The sequence below is a fragment of the Streptomyces fodineus genome, assembly GCF_001735805.1.
GTDB lineage: Bacteria > Actinomycetota > Actinomycetes > Streptomycetales > Streptomycetaceae > Streptomyces > Streptomyces fodineus.
In genome coordinates, this window is the sequence record NZ_CP017248.1 from 4,782,188 (window position 1) to 4,796,375 (window position 14,188).

12 protein-coding genes are annotated in these 14,188 nt (G+C 71.9%); 3 read left to right on the plus strand and 9 right to left on the minus strand.

The window, feature by feature from the left end; translation table 11 throughout:
• Positions 1-15: 15 nt before the first annotated feature.
• Together BFF78_RS20135 and BFF78_RS20140 are read left to right on the plus strand one after the other, a co-directional pair.
• Positions 16-1,014, plus strand: a complete 999-nt coding sequence (locus tag BFF78_RS20135; RefSeq protein ID WP_069779645.1) for a helix-turn-helix transcriptional regulator — start codon at positions 16-18, stop codon at positions 1,012-1,014.
• Positions 1,011-1,991 carry a helix-turn-helix transcriptional regulator gene (locus tag BFF78_RS20140; protein ID WP_069779646.1) on the plus strand — a complete coding sequence of 327 codons (981 nt, stop codon included), beginning with the start codon at positions 1,011-1,013 and terminating at the stop codon, positions 1,989-1,991. Before BFF78_RS20135 ends, BFF78_RS20140 begins: the two co-directional genes overlap by 4 nt.
• Here BFF78_RS20140 and BFF78_RS20145 read toward each other — a convergent pair.
• The 9 genes from BFF78_RS20145 to BFF78_RS20185 all read right to left on the minus strand — a co-directional run bounded on the left by BFF78_RS20145 (position 1,954) and on the right by BFF78_RS20185 (position 11,987).
• Entirely contained in the window at positions 1,954-3,000 is a 1,047-nt protein-coding gene (locus BFF78_RS20145) for a helix-turn-helix transcriptional regulator (RefSeq protein WP_079161401.1), read from the minus strand. The genes BFF78_RS20140 and BFF78_RS20145 overlap by 38 nt on opposite strands.
• 396 nt (positions 3,001-3,396) lie before the next feature.
• Positions 3,397-4,503 carry a sugar ABC transporter substrate-binding protein gene (locus tag BFF78_RS20150; protein WP_069779647.1) on the minus strand — a complete coding sequence of 369 codons (1,107 nt, stop codon included), beginning with the start codon at positions 4,501-4,503 and terminating at the stop codon, positions 3,397-3,399.
• A gap of 278 nt (positions 4,504-4,781) precedes the next feature.
• Positions 4,782-6,512, minus strand: coding sequence for a type IV secretory system conjugative DNA transfer family protein (locus BFF78_RS20155; protein ID WP_069779648.1), 1,731 nt, complete (start codon positions 6,510-6,512; stop codon positions 4,782-4,784).
• Between the two features lie 67 nt (positions 6,513-6,579).
• Positions 6,580-8,646: a peptidoglycan DD-metalloendopeptidase family protein gene (locus BFF78_RS20160; RefSeq protein ID WP_069779649.1), complete on the minus strand. Its 2,067-nt coding sequence runs from the start codon at positions 8,644-8,646 to the stop codon at positions 6,580-6,582.
• Between the two features lie 7 nt (positions 8,647-8,653).
• Positions 8,654-9,328 (minus strand): hypothetical protein, encoded by a 675-nt coding sequence (locus BFF78_RS20165; RefSeq protein ID WP_069779650.1) that lies wholly within the window; start codon positions 9,326-9,328, stop codon positions 8,654-8,656.
• A 191-nt stretch (positions 9,329-9,519) separates the two neighbouring features.
• On the minus strand, positions 9,520-9,885 hold the full coding sequence (locus BFF78_RS20170; protein ID WP_069779651.1) for a DUF4913 domain-containing protein: 366 nt from the start codon (positions 9,883-9,885) through the stop codon (positions 9,520-9,522).
• A complete protein-coding gene (locus BFF78_RS20175; RefSeq protein ID WP_069779652.1) occupies positions 9,882-10,907 on the minus strand; it encodes a hypothetical protein in 1,026 nt (341 codons plus the stop codon). Before BFF78_RS20175 ends, BFF78_RS20170 begins: the two co-directional genes overlap by 4 nt.
• Entirely contained in the window at positions 10,904-11,518 is a 615-nt protein-coding gene (locus BFF78_RS20180; RefSeq protein WP_069779653.1) for a hypothetical protein, read from the minus strand. Before BFF78_RS20180 ends, BFF78_RS20175 begins: the two co-directional genes overlap by 4 nt.
• Before the next feature lie 40 nt (positions 11,519-11,558).
• Complete coding sequence (locus BFF78_RS20185; protein WP_227025881.1) at positions 11,559-11,987, minus strand: hypothetical protein; 429 nt, start codon at positions 11,985-11,987, stop codon at positions 11,559-11,561.
• 318 nt (positions 11,988-12,305) lie between these two features.
• Between BFF78_RS20185 and BFF78_RS45510 the strand changes: the two genes are divergently transcribed.
• Positions 12,306-14,150 carry a conjugal transfer protein gene (locus BFF78_RS45510; RefSeq protein ID WP_079161402.1) on the plus strand — a complete coding sequence of 615 codons (1,845 nt, stop codon included), beginning with the start codon at positions 12,306-12,308 and terminating at the stop codon, positions 14,148-14,150.
• The last annotated feature ends 38 nt before the right edge of the window (positions 14,151-14,188 follow it).

The window sequence follows — 14,188 nt, forward strand, 5'->3', positions numbered from 1 at the left end:
GGGGAAGGTGTACTGATGACCGCGCCGCATCCGGAACACGGAGCGGAGGAGTTGTGCCCGGCGGGGGCGGAGCTGTACGCACGTGCCCTGCGCGAGGGGCACGTCAGCCGTGCGGAGGCGGCGGCGGCTCCCTGTCTGCCGGCCTTGGGGCTGCTGCAGCCCGCCGTGGCCGACCTGGACCGGCTCGAACCCGTCCCCGCGGCCGTCGCGCTGCAGGAACTGCTGCGCGTCTCCGCGAACCGCATCGCCGACGAACGCCGGCGGGAGGCCCGTCTCGCCCAGGCTTTCGAGCCGTTGCTGCGGGCCGGCGCCGAGATCACCAGCACCCACGGCGAGACACCGAACCTCCGCGTGCACAGCGGCCTCGACCGGATCAACACGGCCATCTCCCAGGCCATGGCCGACACCTCCGAGGAACTGCTGTCGATCCAGCCGCATGTCGCCCACACCAGCATGCCGCTCGAACGGCGCGCCCTCTCCCTCGACCGCGACCAGGCCCTGCTGGACCGGGGCGGCCGTATCCGCACCCTCTACCAGCACACCCTGCGCCACGCTCCCTCCGTCCACAGCCGTTACGAACGGCTGCGCGGCGACGTGGAGGCCCGCACCCTGAACGAGGTCACCGAGCGGCTGGTCGTCCTCGATCGCACCATCGCCTTCATCCCCGCGAACAAGGACCGCACCCTCGCCCTGGAAATCCGCGTCCCCGCCCTGGTCGACTACTTCCTGACCGTCTTCGACCGGCTCTGGCACCTGGCCACGCCCCTGTACCCCCTGACCGCCCAGCAGCCCTCCCTGAACGGCGTCACGCCCCGCCAACGCGCCATAGCCGCCCTCCTCGTGGAAGGCCACACCGACGCCGCCATAGCCGAGCGCCTCGGCATGAACATCCGCACCGCCCGCCTGCACATCGCCAAGCTCGCCGCCACCCTCGGCAGCGACAGCCGGGCCCAACTCGGCTATCTCATCGGGCAGTCCGGCATGCTGGGGCAGCAGCAGGAGGTGGGGGCGTGACCCATCGGGAGCACGGGGTCGAGGAGTTGTGCGCCGCCGGGGAGGAGGTGTACGAGCGGGCGCTGAGGGAGGGTCGTATACCGGTCGGCGATGCCGTCGACGTGCCCTGTCTGACCGACTTCGGGCTGCTCCACCCGGCCCTCGACGACCTCGGCCGGCTCGAACCGGTGCCGCCCGCCGCGGCGCTGCACCGGCTGCTGCGCGCCTCCGCGGCGCGCGTCGCGGAGGAACGGCGGCGCGAGGACCTGCTGGTGGAGCGGTTCGAGCCGCTGATACGCAGGCAGGGTCCGCGTGACGACGGTGCCGCGACCCCCACCCTGCGCGTCCTCAGCGGTACGGAACGGATCAACGCGGCCATCACCGAGGCCATGGCCGAGGCCTCCCAGGAGGTGCTCTGCATCCAGCCCAACGACCACTACCAGTCCGAACGCGGGCTGGCGGCGCAGGCGGTCGCCATGGACCGCGACCAGGTCCTGCTCGATCGCGGCGGCCGGATCCGCACCCTCTACCAGCACACCCAGCGGCATGTGCCGCTCGTCATGGGCCGCTACGAGCAGCTGCGCGGGGACGCGGAGGCACGCACGCTCGACGAACTGCCGGACCGGTGCATCATCGTCGACGGCTCCGTGGCCTTCGTCCCGGCCGGCGACGACGGACGGCTCGCCCTGGAAGTGCGCCATCCCGCCCTGCTGCGGTTCTTCGTCACCGCCTTCGACCGGCTCTGGCGGCTGGCCACCCCGATGTATCCGCGGGCGGTCCGGCGGCCCTCGCTGGGCGGCGTCACCCCCCGCCAGCGCGACATCGCCGCCCTCCTGGTCGAGGGCCACACGGACGCCGTCATCGCCGACCGCCTCGGTATGAACGTCCGCACCGCCCGGCTGCACATCGCCAAGCTCGCCGCCACCCTCGGCAGCGACAGCCGGGCCCAGCTGGGCTATCTCATCGCACGCTCGGGGATTCTTGATCAGGAGCCGTGAGCGCGCCGGCCGGCAGGGCGGCGCCGCGGTGGCCGTCCAGGCCCACCTGGGCGATCCGGACGCCCAGCTGGGTACGGCTGGCCGCGCCGAGGGTCTCCGACAGGCGGGCGATATGGGCGCGGCAGGTGCGCACGCTGATGCCGAGCCGCTCGGCGATCACCGCGTCCTGGTGGCCCTCGGCGAGCAGCGCGGCGATGGACTGCTCGCGGTGCGAGATGCCCTCGATGCCGGTGTCCGGCAGGGGGGCCGTCAACGGGATGGCGAGCCGCCAGAGCCGCTCGAAGACCGTCACCAGGTACTCCACGAGGGCCGGGTGGCGCAGCTCCAGGGCCATCGTGCGGTCGGCGTTGGCGGGGATGAAGGCCACCGTGCGGTCGAACAGGATCAGCCGGTCGATGACCTCGTCCAGGGTGCGGGCCTCGACCGTCTCGCCCATCAGCTCCAGGTAGTTGAGCAGCCCCTGGCCGTGCCGGGCCACGTGCGTGTACAGGTCGCGCATGCGCACGCCCCGGCCGCGCAGGGCCAGCGCCCGGTGCAGCCCCTCGGTCAGCTCGGCCTCCCGGCGGATGCCGCCCGGCTGCACGGTGAGCACCTCGGTCGTGCACGCCTCGGTCGCCTCGTCCATCGCGGCCTGGATCCGGGAGAGCCCGTCCAGCACCCGGATCGCGCTGCCCTCGGCCGGTGCGGCCAGGGCGCCCAGCTGACGGCCGAGCCCGGCGTACCACTCGAAGGCGGCCACCGCCGAGCCCACCCGGCGCTGGCTCTCGCTGACCTCGTCGTAGACCCCGCGCAGGAGCCGGCTCATGACCTCCTGCGGGGAGGTCGGCACCAGCCAGTCCATGTCGTCCGGGTCCGGGTGCAGCAGGGCCAGTTCCAGCAGACAGGGCACCTGCTCGGCGTCAGTGCGCGGCACCCGACCCCGGCGCACGGCCCGGGAATACACGCGATCCCCGGCCGCGCACAGTCGGTCGGCGCCATGTGGATGCTGCTCCGCCCCGCGCCCGGCCATTGCCCATTTCACCCCCGGTGTGCTGCCACTTCCGCAGCGCAACTATGCGCGGCGCCGACCGGGTCCGCAACACGGCTCTCCCCAACAGGGCTGCCGTAAAGCGCTGTTATGTCCGGGTTTCGGGCAGGCTCCGCCCCTCGCATTGCAACAAGCTGATGGTGGTGGGGCGGGCGGCCTCACGGCATCGTTGATCCCGCTTCCCCCGGGTGTCCCGGGACACCCGGAGCGGCCCCGGTCCGGCTCCCCCCGCTTGGGCCGGGGCCGCGCATCGCGTTCACGGGGGTGACGCGATGCGCTCCGCCGGGAGAGCCGTGACGCATCGTGGCTTGTCCGCGGCGCCGTCGCGGCCGGCCGCGCAGTTCCCCGCGCCCCTTCGGGGCGCGGGGAACTGCCGCCCTACTTCAGGCCGAGCGCCGCGCAGGCCGACTTGTACTTGAGGGTGCAGATGTCGCCCACCGTGTAGATGCCGTCGGCGACGACCGTGGACTTGATGTTGCTCTTGGTCAGGGCGGTCGGCTGGATCAGCTTGGCCGGGATGCCCTTCTGCGTGGGACTGTCGACCTTCTCCTGGGCGAGCGCGTCGAACTGGATGTCCTTGCCCTGCACCTTCGCGACGGCCATCTGCGCGGCGGCCTCGGCCTCGTCGGGGTAGGGCTTGTAGACGCTCATGTACTGCTCGCCGGCCACGATCCGCTGGACCGCGTCGAGCTCCGAGTCCTGGCCGGTGACCGGGGGCAGGCTGGTGACGCCGGCCGCCTTCAGGGCCTTGATGACACCGCCCGCCATGCCGTCGTTGGCGGCGTAGACACCGGCGATGTTGTTCTTGCCGATGGCGCTGATGGCCTTGGCCATCTCGGTCTCGGCGAGCTCCGGCTTCCAGTCCGTGGTGTCGTACGTCGCCGCGATCGTCACCTTGCCGTTCAGCTCGGAGAGCGCGCCCTCCTTGAACTGCTTGGCGTTCGGGTCGGTGGGCGAACCGTTCACCATGACGACCTTGCTGGAGGTGTCGGCGCCGGACCCGAGGGCCTCCAGCAGGGTGCGGCCCTGCACCTCGCCGACCAGCTCGTTGTCGAACGAGACGTAGGCGTCGATCGGGCCCTCGGCCAGCCGGTCGTAGGCGATGACCGGAATGCCCGCGTCCTTGGCCTTCTGCACCTCGCCGGCGATGGCGTGCGAGTCGACCGCGTCGAGCATGATGATGTCGACCTTCTCGTCGATCATCTTCTGCATCTGCGAGGCCTGCTGGGAGGCGTCGGCGTTCGCGTTCGCGTACTCGACGTTGCCATGCTTCTTGGTGAGCGTGGCGACCTCGGACTTGATGATGGGGTAGTCGAACTTGTCGTAGCGGGTGTTCGCCTTCTCCGGCAGCAGCAGGCCCACGGTGACGTCGTTGCCCTTGCTCGGGCTCGCGCTCGCGCTGCCCCCCGTCGCATCCAGCACCCCACAGCCGGCGAGCGAGAGGGTCATCGTGGACGCGGCCACGGATATGGCGATACGACGCATTCGAGGGCTCACTTCAGGTGCGTTCCGGACGTAGGGCTGCTATACGACCCAGGTGTCTGAAAAGACAACGCGGAGGCCGTACCCGGCGTCAAGCCGAACTACTTAACGAGATGGCAACATCACCCTCCGCGCAGTGAGTGAAGGCCTGGGAAAATCACGTGAATCCACAGTCAAACGCCCTTTACGGACCCTTCACCGACGCCCATGTCTCGCACACCCGACCGAACGATCCCGGTCACGCGGAGCCGGTCACTCCACCCGGGCGGGCATGACCGGCGTCACCGCGCCCCCGGGTCGTACTTACGCAAAGACGCCTGGACCTCGGACGCGTAGGGGCCCTCCCACCACGGGATCGTCTCGACCAGGACCGGCTTGGTGCCGGAGGCGAGGACCAGGGCGCGGCCGGGCGGCATGGCGCCGAGGTCGGAGACCTGCAGGACGCGTTCGCGGCGGACGGACTCGCTGACCGTACGGTTGCCGGACCAGCCGTACGACTCCGACTCACGGCTGGTCTGGTACTCGCGCAGCTCGAACTCGCCTGCCAGCTCGCTGAGGTCGCCCAGGAACCGGGTGTCGGAGACGCCGCCGCCGTAGACGCGGACGTTCGCGGCGGACCACAGCTTCTCCATGCCGCGCTCGCCCCACACCTCGATGCCCTGCGCCCAGGACTGCAGGATCGTCATCAGGATGATGCCGCGCGAGCCGTAGTGCGAGTACAGATCGGGCAGGGCGCGCCAGCGGCAGACGTTGGCGGCCTCGTCCAGGACGCCGATCAGGGGCAGCGGGAGACGGCCGCCGCGCTGGGTGGTGGCGTACTCCTCGGCGGCCTCGACCACCGCCACGGTGAGCGCGGTCACCAGCGGCCCGGCGCTGTCGCGCCCCTCGCGGGACAGCGAGTACAGCGTGCCGCCGGTACGCACGAACGCATGCGGGTCGAACTCGGGCGCGCGTGGGTCGCCGGGCGGGGTCACCCAGCGGTTGACCTCGGGGTTGATCAGGCAGGACGCCATCTGCTGGGCCACGCCGTAGATGCCGCTGCGCTGCTTGTCGGGTGCGGTGATGACACCGCTGAGCCCGTCGGCGGCCATGGTGTGCCCGGCGCCGCGCAGGATCCGCTCCGGGGTGTCGTCCTTGGGGTTGGACAGCCAGGTGTAGATCTGGGTGATGGGCGCCTTGGCGCAGGCGGCGGCGAGCAGCAGGTTGGCCAGCAGGTCCTGGCCGGCCGGGTCGAAGAAGGCGTCGGTGGAGGCGTTCGCGTCCCGGGAACCGGACGCGAAGTGGTCGGCCATCTTGCGGGCCTTGGCGACGTCGGTGACGTACGACAGCGGGTTCCACCACCAGCTCGGCGCCTCCGCCGCGACCTGCTGCGGGTCGAAGACCCACACCGGGCCGCGGGCGGCGCGCGGGCCGCGTGTGGCGTCCACGATGTCCCGCTTGTTGGAGGTGACCAGGACGGCACCCGGACCGTCCAGGATCGCCGGGATCGCCCGCCGGGTGGTCTTGCCGGTGCGCGGCCCCCAGATGTCGACGTGCATGTCCTCGTACGAACCGAACAGCGGCTGGCGGCCCTTGACGGACCGGCCGATGAACACGCCCGGGACCTTCCCCTGCACCCCGAGCCGCTCGGCGGTGGCCGCCGCGCCCTTCAGCGTCAGCTTGCCCAGTTCCTCGCCCTTCGCGAGATGCTCGGCGGCGCCGTCGACGTCGGGCTTGTTCCGCATCCGCTGCCGCACGCGGTACACGGCCAGGCCCGCGACCCCGAGGAGCAGGGCCTCGCCGGCGGCGACCGCGCCGGCCGCCGAACCGGGCCAGCTGTAGTCGCCCTTGACCATGGCGACGAGGAAGGACAGCGGGTTGGACGGCGGCTCGGGCGCGTGAGTGAACCCGGCCCCCACCTTCGCGGCCAGCCAGGCGCCGCCGACGCCCAGCAGCACGAGCGCGATCAGGACGACGATCTCCGTCGTCCAGTCGTCCTGGGCGCGCGGCTTCTTCTGCTGTTCTGCGGTCACCCGCGGGATCCTTTCTGCGGGGGCGAAGTGCGGGGCGCGGACGAAGAGGTCCCGCCGGCCGGGACGCCTACGCTCCCTTTGCGTTTCCGTTGCCGTTGCTCTCCACCGGGTCGGTGCCCTTCGGGATCGGCACCCGGTACACGCCGGTGATCTTGTCCTGGACGTCCCAGGTGCTGAACTCGACCGACTTGCCCGGCCGCGGCGCGTGGATGATCTTGTGACCCTTGGGGTCCCAGACCAGGCCGACGTGTCCCGAACGCCCGTTGCCCTCGGGCCGGAAGAAGATCACGTCACCGGGCTGGGCCTGCGAGAGCGGCACCTCGTACTTGCTGAGGTACGGCTGCTGGTCGTAGGTGGTCGAACCGATGTCGATCTTCCCGCCGCTGGCCATGTAGTACGCCCACTCGGTGAAGCTGGAGCAGTCGAAGCTGGTCGGGTTCTGGCCCTGCAGACGCGGGGCGCCGAACACGTACGGCACGCCGATGCCGCGCTGGGCCCAGCCGAGGACGGCCCGCACGACCGGGTCGTCGGAGTCGGGGATGACACCGGAGGCACCGGCGCCGTCCGGGGGGACGTTCGCGCCCTTGCCGCCCGAGGCGCAGTCGGCATACCGGCCGTCGCGGCTCTTGCCGCCGGAGCCGGAGCCGGGAACGGTGCCGTAGTCCGGGTTGGCGGTGACCCGGCCCTTCATCCAGTCCACCGGGTCGACCATGCCCGGCCCCTGGTCCTGGCCCGCGACGAACGGGTTGTCGACGCCGGGGACGCGGACCTCCCAGTGCAGGTGGGGACCGGTGACGTTGCCGGTGGCGCCGACCGTGCCGATCAGGTCACCGCGCTTGACGGTCTGGCCCATGGACACCTTGATCGTGGTCTGGTGGGCGTAGAGCGTGATGACGCCGCCCGTGTGCTCGATCTCGGTCATGTTGCCGTAGGCGCCGCCGGGACCGGCGTGCACCACCTTGCCGTCGGCCGGGGCGTAGATCGGGGTGCCGGCGGGCGCCACCAGGTCCTGGCCGGTGTGGTAGCCGAGGCTCCACATGTTGCCGTTCTGGTGGTACGGGGTGCCGAGCGTGTACGTGCCCTGCTTCATCGGCCACTGCCAGTCCTTGCCGCCGGTGACGGGCTGGGCGGCGGGCATGGCGTACGCGGCCGGAGCCAGGGCGGACTGGCTCTTGTCGCCGCCGCCGGGGAGGTCCGGGGTGGACCAGGAACGCGGGGAGGAGGCCTTGATGTTCAGCGCCGTGCTCGGCTGGGCGTCGTTGTCGACCGGCTCGGGGATGTCGGAGTGCTGTCCGAGGGTGGGGAAGGACGGGTTCTTGTCGATCGTGTCCTTCAGGTGCGCGTACCAGCGCTGGATGAGGTCCTTGTCGCCGGTGAGCACACCGCGGTAGCGGGCGGCCTGGGTGAGGACGACCCGCGGGTAGATGGTGTTGGAGGCGGTCGAGCCCGAGTAGCCGAGGAGCGCCTTCCACGGCTGGGTCTCGGCGTGCAGGGCGTGCAGGTAGTTCGCGGCGGCCCAGGCGGCGTCGTCGATGTTGTACAGGTCCTTCTTGCCGTCGCCGTTGCCGTCCGCGCCGTACTCGTTCCAGGCGGGGTGGCCGAACTGCAGGATGCCCATGTAGCCGAGGGAGTTGGCGCCGCCCGGTGCGGCCGAGGGGTCCTGGCCGTACTTGGTCTCCTGGTACATCTGACCGGCGATGAGCGTCCAGTCGAGGCCGTCGTAGCGGGCGGCGGCACGCATGGACGCCAGGATCATCTTCGGCGGGATCTCGTTACGGGCCGTCTCGCTCGGCATGTACATCTTGCCGGCCGGCATGATCGGGTTGGTGGCGGCCGCGTCGCCGGTGTTGCCGGCGTTGGCGTTGTCGCCGTAGTCACCGCAGGCCGCGGCGGCGGCGCCGTTGCCGGTGCCGCCGATCAGGCCCATGAGGATGATGGTCACCAGGGCGATGGCACCGAACGTCAGCAGTCCGCCGCTGCCACCCAGGATCAGCACCAGTTTGAGGCCGCTGTTTCCCTTGCCGTCGTCTCCGCCCCGGCCACCGCCCGAGGACCCGGCCTGCCGGGCTCGCTGGGCGTTCTTGGCCACCTTGGCGGCCTTTCGCGCGGCCGCGAGTACAGCGGGTGCCACCATGGCGGGCTCACTCCCCCGACTCGGCGGAGGCGCCCAGGTCACCGAGGCCGAAGACGTTGAACCCGGAGACCACCCACTGGCCGCCGGGGCCGCCGTCCTCCTTGACGGTCACCAGCCACCGGTTGGACTCCGTGGTGGTGCTGCCGCCCGCGACGCGGGTGGCCGTCACCGTCACCAGGCTGGAGATCGTCCGGCCGCTGCCGCGCGCCACGTCGTCGGAGATCACCGCGTCCCGCACGACCTCGGCCGAGCCCTTCGACGAGCACCGCTCGGCCTGACAGGTCGCCCATTCCTTGCCGCTGGGCAGGACGGTCGTCTGCTTCATCTGCGGTTCGCCGCTGGTCAGCCGGAGCAGCGGCGCGCTCCAGGACGCCGTGCTGCTGCGGTGGTCGTAGGTGTTCAGGCCGGCCATGTACCGCGTCATGACCGCATGCGCCTTGACCACTTCGGGGAGCGAGACGATCGGAGTGGCCGCGGCGGCACCCGGCCGGCCGGTGCCCGCGCCCGTGGTGCCCTGCTCCTGGTTCGCGGAAGCGGGGGCCGAAGCCGCCGTCCCGCCGGCGCCGCTGTGCCCGTCGTCCCCGTCGAAAACGGTGAACACCGTGAGCACGGCGGCCAGCAGGACGCCGAGCACCGTCAGAGCGAGCAGTGCCGTACGCCTGTTATCCGCAGGCAACTCCACCTGTCCGCGCCTCCCTTGTGCTGATCCGACCGGTGTTACGGGGGATGACCGGGACACGGTAGGGGGGAGGCGGTACGGGAGAGGCCCTCCCTTTCCCGGCGGGAATGGGGCGGGAATGGGGTGGGAATGGGCCGGGAATGGGACCGGGAACGGGCTGGGAAAGGGTCGGGAAAGGGGGAAACGCTAGGCCGTCACTCCGGGCGGGCCGCGACCGGCAGCGGGTCGAACGGGTAGGCCGTGTGGCCGTCCTTCGGTGAACAGGCCGCGAACGGGCCGTTGTCGGGGTCCATCAGGACCCGCAGATGCGGGTCGGCGTGGTGCAGCCACCACGTGGACATGCCGAGCGCCGGGTCCTGGCGCAGATGCTCCCAGGCGAGCCAGAGCGCGGAGAGCCGGGCGCCCGCCTCGGGGTGCTCCCACCAGCTGGGGCACCAGGTGGCCGAGGAGCCGTTGACGCGACGGCGGATCATCTGGGCGAGGTAGTCGGAGACGAAGGCGTAGACGTCCGGGAAGTAGAACTGCGGCTCTTCCTCGGCCTGTTCGGCGGCTGTGGTCATCGCTCCATTCCGGCGGGCTGCTGCTCGGGCATCGAGGGCGGCAGGGTGAGGGCCGCGGCCGGGTTGAGGACACCGTGGCCGAGGGGGGTCGGTCCGCGCGGGGCGGCCGGGCGGGCGACGGGACGTACGTCGACACCGGGCAGGAACTCGTTCACGGCGGCACGCTGCGGAGCGGCCGGCTTGGCGTTCAACTCCTCGTAGGAGTCGGCGAGTTGCAGCCGTGACAGCGCGGCTTCGTGACTTTCGCGCAGCCTTTCCGGTACGTCGACGCCACCGAGCCTGGCTGCGAACTCCTTCGGGGACTTCTCGGGATCGAAGTCCTCCATGAGCACCTGCGCCCGCATCGCGTCGTCGGCGATCAACGCGTCGATCTCCGGCGGAAGATGCTCATGCCGGGGCGCGGGCAGCGGGAACTTGATGTTGTCCTTGCCGACCTGCTCGTGGGCGAGCAGACGCGGGAGTTCGTCCTTGCCGAGTACGGAGAACGCGGCGACGTCCGTGGCGAACGCGACGACCGGCCCCTGGGCGGCCTCGGCGTAGCGCTGGGAGACCTTGGACCAGACCTCGGGCGCGAGGGCCTGCACCGCCTCCCTGTCCAGCCCGTAGTCCCTGACGAGGGCGTCCTTCACATGGTCGTTCCACAGCTGGTACGAGTCGAGCCGGCTCCCGGCCGGGGTGTCCTCCAGCACCTGGAAGCCACGGGAGCTGCCGCACGCCTGCGCCAGGTAGCGGTGCCCGATCGGCTCGGGCGCCCCCTCGGGCTGCGACATGTACGACCAGAAGGCCCGGACCTCGCCCCGGTCCTCGCGGGTGACGGACTCGCTGCCCGCCACGTCCCGCACGAAGGACATCAGGTCCGGTACCTCACGGCCCTGGGCGTGTGCCACCTGCCAGTCCCCGTAGATGCGCTGGGCGACCGCTTCGCCCGCTTCCTGCGACTGGGGTTCGGCCTGCCGGTAGGCATGCTGCCGGGCCACGGCCTCGGAGATCTCCTCCGCGGTGGGCGGGGAGGCGAAGCTCATCCGGTCCTCACGACCTCTGCGGCCGCACGCGCCGTCAGGCAGATCATCGAGCCGCCGGGCAGGTCCTGGGTCCAGGTGGGGAACGACACCGACTGGTCCAGAACGAACGCGGCGCCGTCCGCACTCCTGGGCGCCCAGTAGGCCAGCCGGTACGGGCTGCGCTTGCTCAGCCGCGACTCCCGGCCCCTCCAGAACGCGGGGGTCGGCGGCTCCGGGAAGTCCTCGGCGTCCCAGGACCCCGCCCACACCGGAGCGCCGAGCGCGCTCACGGCCGCGTCGAGGTAGCCGGGCCACGCCTCGTCGGCGCTGCTCAGCACCGTGCCGTTGTCGGCCGCCTCGCCCGCCCGCACATCCCAGGCGTCGTAGCGCACGCTGGAGACGGGGCTCCACTGGCCGTTCGAGGAAAGCGTCAGCTCACCCCCGCTGCGCCCCCGCACCACCAGCTGCCGGTCGAACGTCAGCGGCTCCCAGCCGTACCGCCCGCACCACTCCCGCAGCTCGGGTTCCGGCATGGGCGGCCCCGCCCACACCGACGCCCAGTCGGCGTCCCGGAGCACGGCCAGCTCGGTCGCGAGATCCTGCGGGGTGCGTCCCGTCGTCTCCGTCAGCATGGTCTTCCTCTCGGCCGGACGAAACAATCAGCAAGGGCGATCAGGTCAGGACGATACCGAGCAACAGCAGCCCCACCACGATCGCGCCCATCACGATCCGGGCCGTCGGATCCTCGCGTTCCCACAGGTCGTGGACGACCGCCCACCCGGTCAGCCGGGCGGCGCGACCGCTCTGGAGGCGAGCGGCCAGGGCCTGCTCCTCCTCGTCCTGTTGCTCGGCCCTCGTCTCCTCCGGCTCCGGTTCCGCGTCCAGCCCCACGGGCAGGCCCTGCTGCTCCTGGGCCACCAGAACCATCGGCTCCAGCAGGCCGGGAATCGTGTTCGGGGTCAGGGGATAGGCGACGGTGCCGTAGGGGGTCTCCAGGCACAGGCGGGACTGCCACGGGTCGCCGGGCTCGTAGCCGTCGACCCACGCCCGGCTCGCCTGCACTGCCTGCGGAGGGGCCACGTGCCCGTTCTGGTCGCTCAACTCTCGTCCTTCGCCGGGGCCATGGGTCCTCAGTTCCTGTGCGGGGCACGCCGTTCGGACCTGCCCCGCGCATTGTGGGCCGAGCGCCCGCCCGGACGGCCATTCTCCTTCCCGAGGAGTCCCCGCGGCTTTTCCCGGCGGTTTTCCCGAAACGCGACGAGCCGGGAATTCCCCTGCTCCCGACGGGAATCGGCCACGGCTCGAATGACGTGTCTTTGCCACACTGCCAGCGCACCTGGCCGGGCCAGGGCCCGTCGTGCGGCGCCGTCGCGCCCGCCCAGGCGGACGGGTAACCGACTCGCTGGAGTAACCGACTCGATGACAGACCAGAACAGCTCTGCTGGCGCGGTCGGCGCAGGCCAGCCTTCCGGGCAGCCCGGGTCCTTCGGTCCTCCGCAAGCCGCGCAGCAGGAGCAGGCTCCGCAGCAGGCGCACATCCCGCAGCAGGGGTGGCCGGCCCAGGGGCAGCAGCCTCAGCAGCTGCCCTCGGAGGCGGCCCGGGCACAGGTGGCCGCGGCCTGGGTGCGCAGCCAGCCCCGGGTCGGCCAGGCCGCCGTACCGGCCCTGCCGCCACGGGAGACCGCCCCGCGGACCGAGTCGAAGAAGGAGAAGCGGGAGCGGGAGCGGGCGGCGCGCAAGGCCGCGTACGAGCAGAAGAAGGCGGCGAAGCAGGAGCGCAGGAAGGGCACCTCGAAGCCCACGCCCACCGCCCCGGCCCCTGCCCCCGCACCGGCGCCGATAGCCGCAGCCGCACCGGCACCCGTGCCGACGGCCACCGCCGCACCGGCACCGGCGGCTCCCGCCGTGCCCGCACCGGTCTCCGCCACGAACCCGTCCGCGGCCGAGCCCCCGGCCGGTGCACCCGCCGCGGCGGCCGCACCGCCCTCCGCGTCCACCCCGGCCCCGACGCCCGCCTCGACGCCCACGCCCACCTCGACGCCCACGCCCGCCTCCGGAGCCAAGGCTCCCTCCGCCGCCAAGGCCAAGGCTGCCTCCCCCGCCCGCGCCTTCGACGTCCCCAAGCCCGGCGGCCGGATCCCCTCCGGCGGATCCGGCGGACGCCGTACGCATGTCGCCCTGCGCGCCACGCTGCTGGTCACCACCTGTGTGCTGGCCCTCGGTTCCTGCGGCGTCATGGGTCTGATGGTCGGCGTGTCGTCCCGGACGAGCAGCGCCGCGCTGGACGCCTCGGACGCCGCCCGGTACCGGCTCACCGACTTCCCGGTCCGGCAGGCGGCGAGCTTCGCCGAGCAGTACGCGTCGCTGTGCCTGACGTACTCCCCGGAGCAGGACTCCGAGCGGCGTGCCAAGCTCGCCCAGTACGCCTCCGCCGGTGTCGATCCCGAGTGCGGCTGGAACGGCGCGGGCAGCAGCAAGGCCCTGTCCGCCACCTGGGACGGCACCGTGGAGGAGCTGCCCGAGTACGGCGACCACGGACGCTACCTGGGCATACAGGTCCGTACGGCGGACGGCGCGCTCACCGAGCTGACCGTCCCGGTCTACGTCAAGGACCTCAAGGACGGCGAGGGCATGCGGATCGCCGGCGACGTCGGCCAGATGCCGCTGCCCGCCCGCGCGGACGTGCCGGAGGTCAACCAGAACCACGAGGTCACGGACGAGAAGCTCGCGGACCAGCTCAAGAGCCAGGTACTGCCCGGCTACTTCACGGCCTGGGGAGCCTCGGACGCCACCGCCATGGCCCGCTTCACCACGCCCGACGCGACGCTCCCGGCGACCTCGGGGCTGGCCGGCCGGCTGTCGAAGCCGAAGGTCACCGAGGTCGTCGCGCTGGTCCCGGACAACGTGCAGGGCAACACCCCCTACACCTACCCGACCGGGCAGAACGTCCAGCTGCGCGTGGTCGTCGACTGGGGCGATCCGCAGGGGGAGACGGCGCGCCGCGCCTACCGGATGACCGTGGTGAACACGGCGCAGGGCTGGTTCATCAAGGACATCCGCGGTGGTGTGCTCGACCCGCAGGGCGGCCGGGCCGACAGCGACCGGAGCGGCTCCACCGACTCGCCCGGCTCGCCCGGCTCATCCGACTCGTCCGACTCTCCCGGGTCCGCCGACAGCACGCCGTCGGCCTCCGGCTCCCCGTCCCCGGCCGCCTCGGGCACGACCGTCCAGTCGTCCAAGGGCAAGCGGCGCCCCGCGCACTGACGCCTTCCGCCCCCGCTCCGCCCTGAACCCAACGCCAG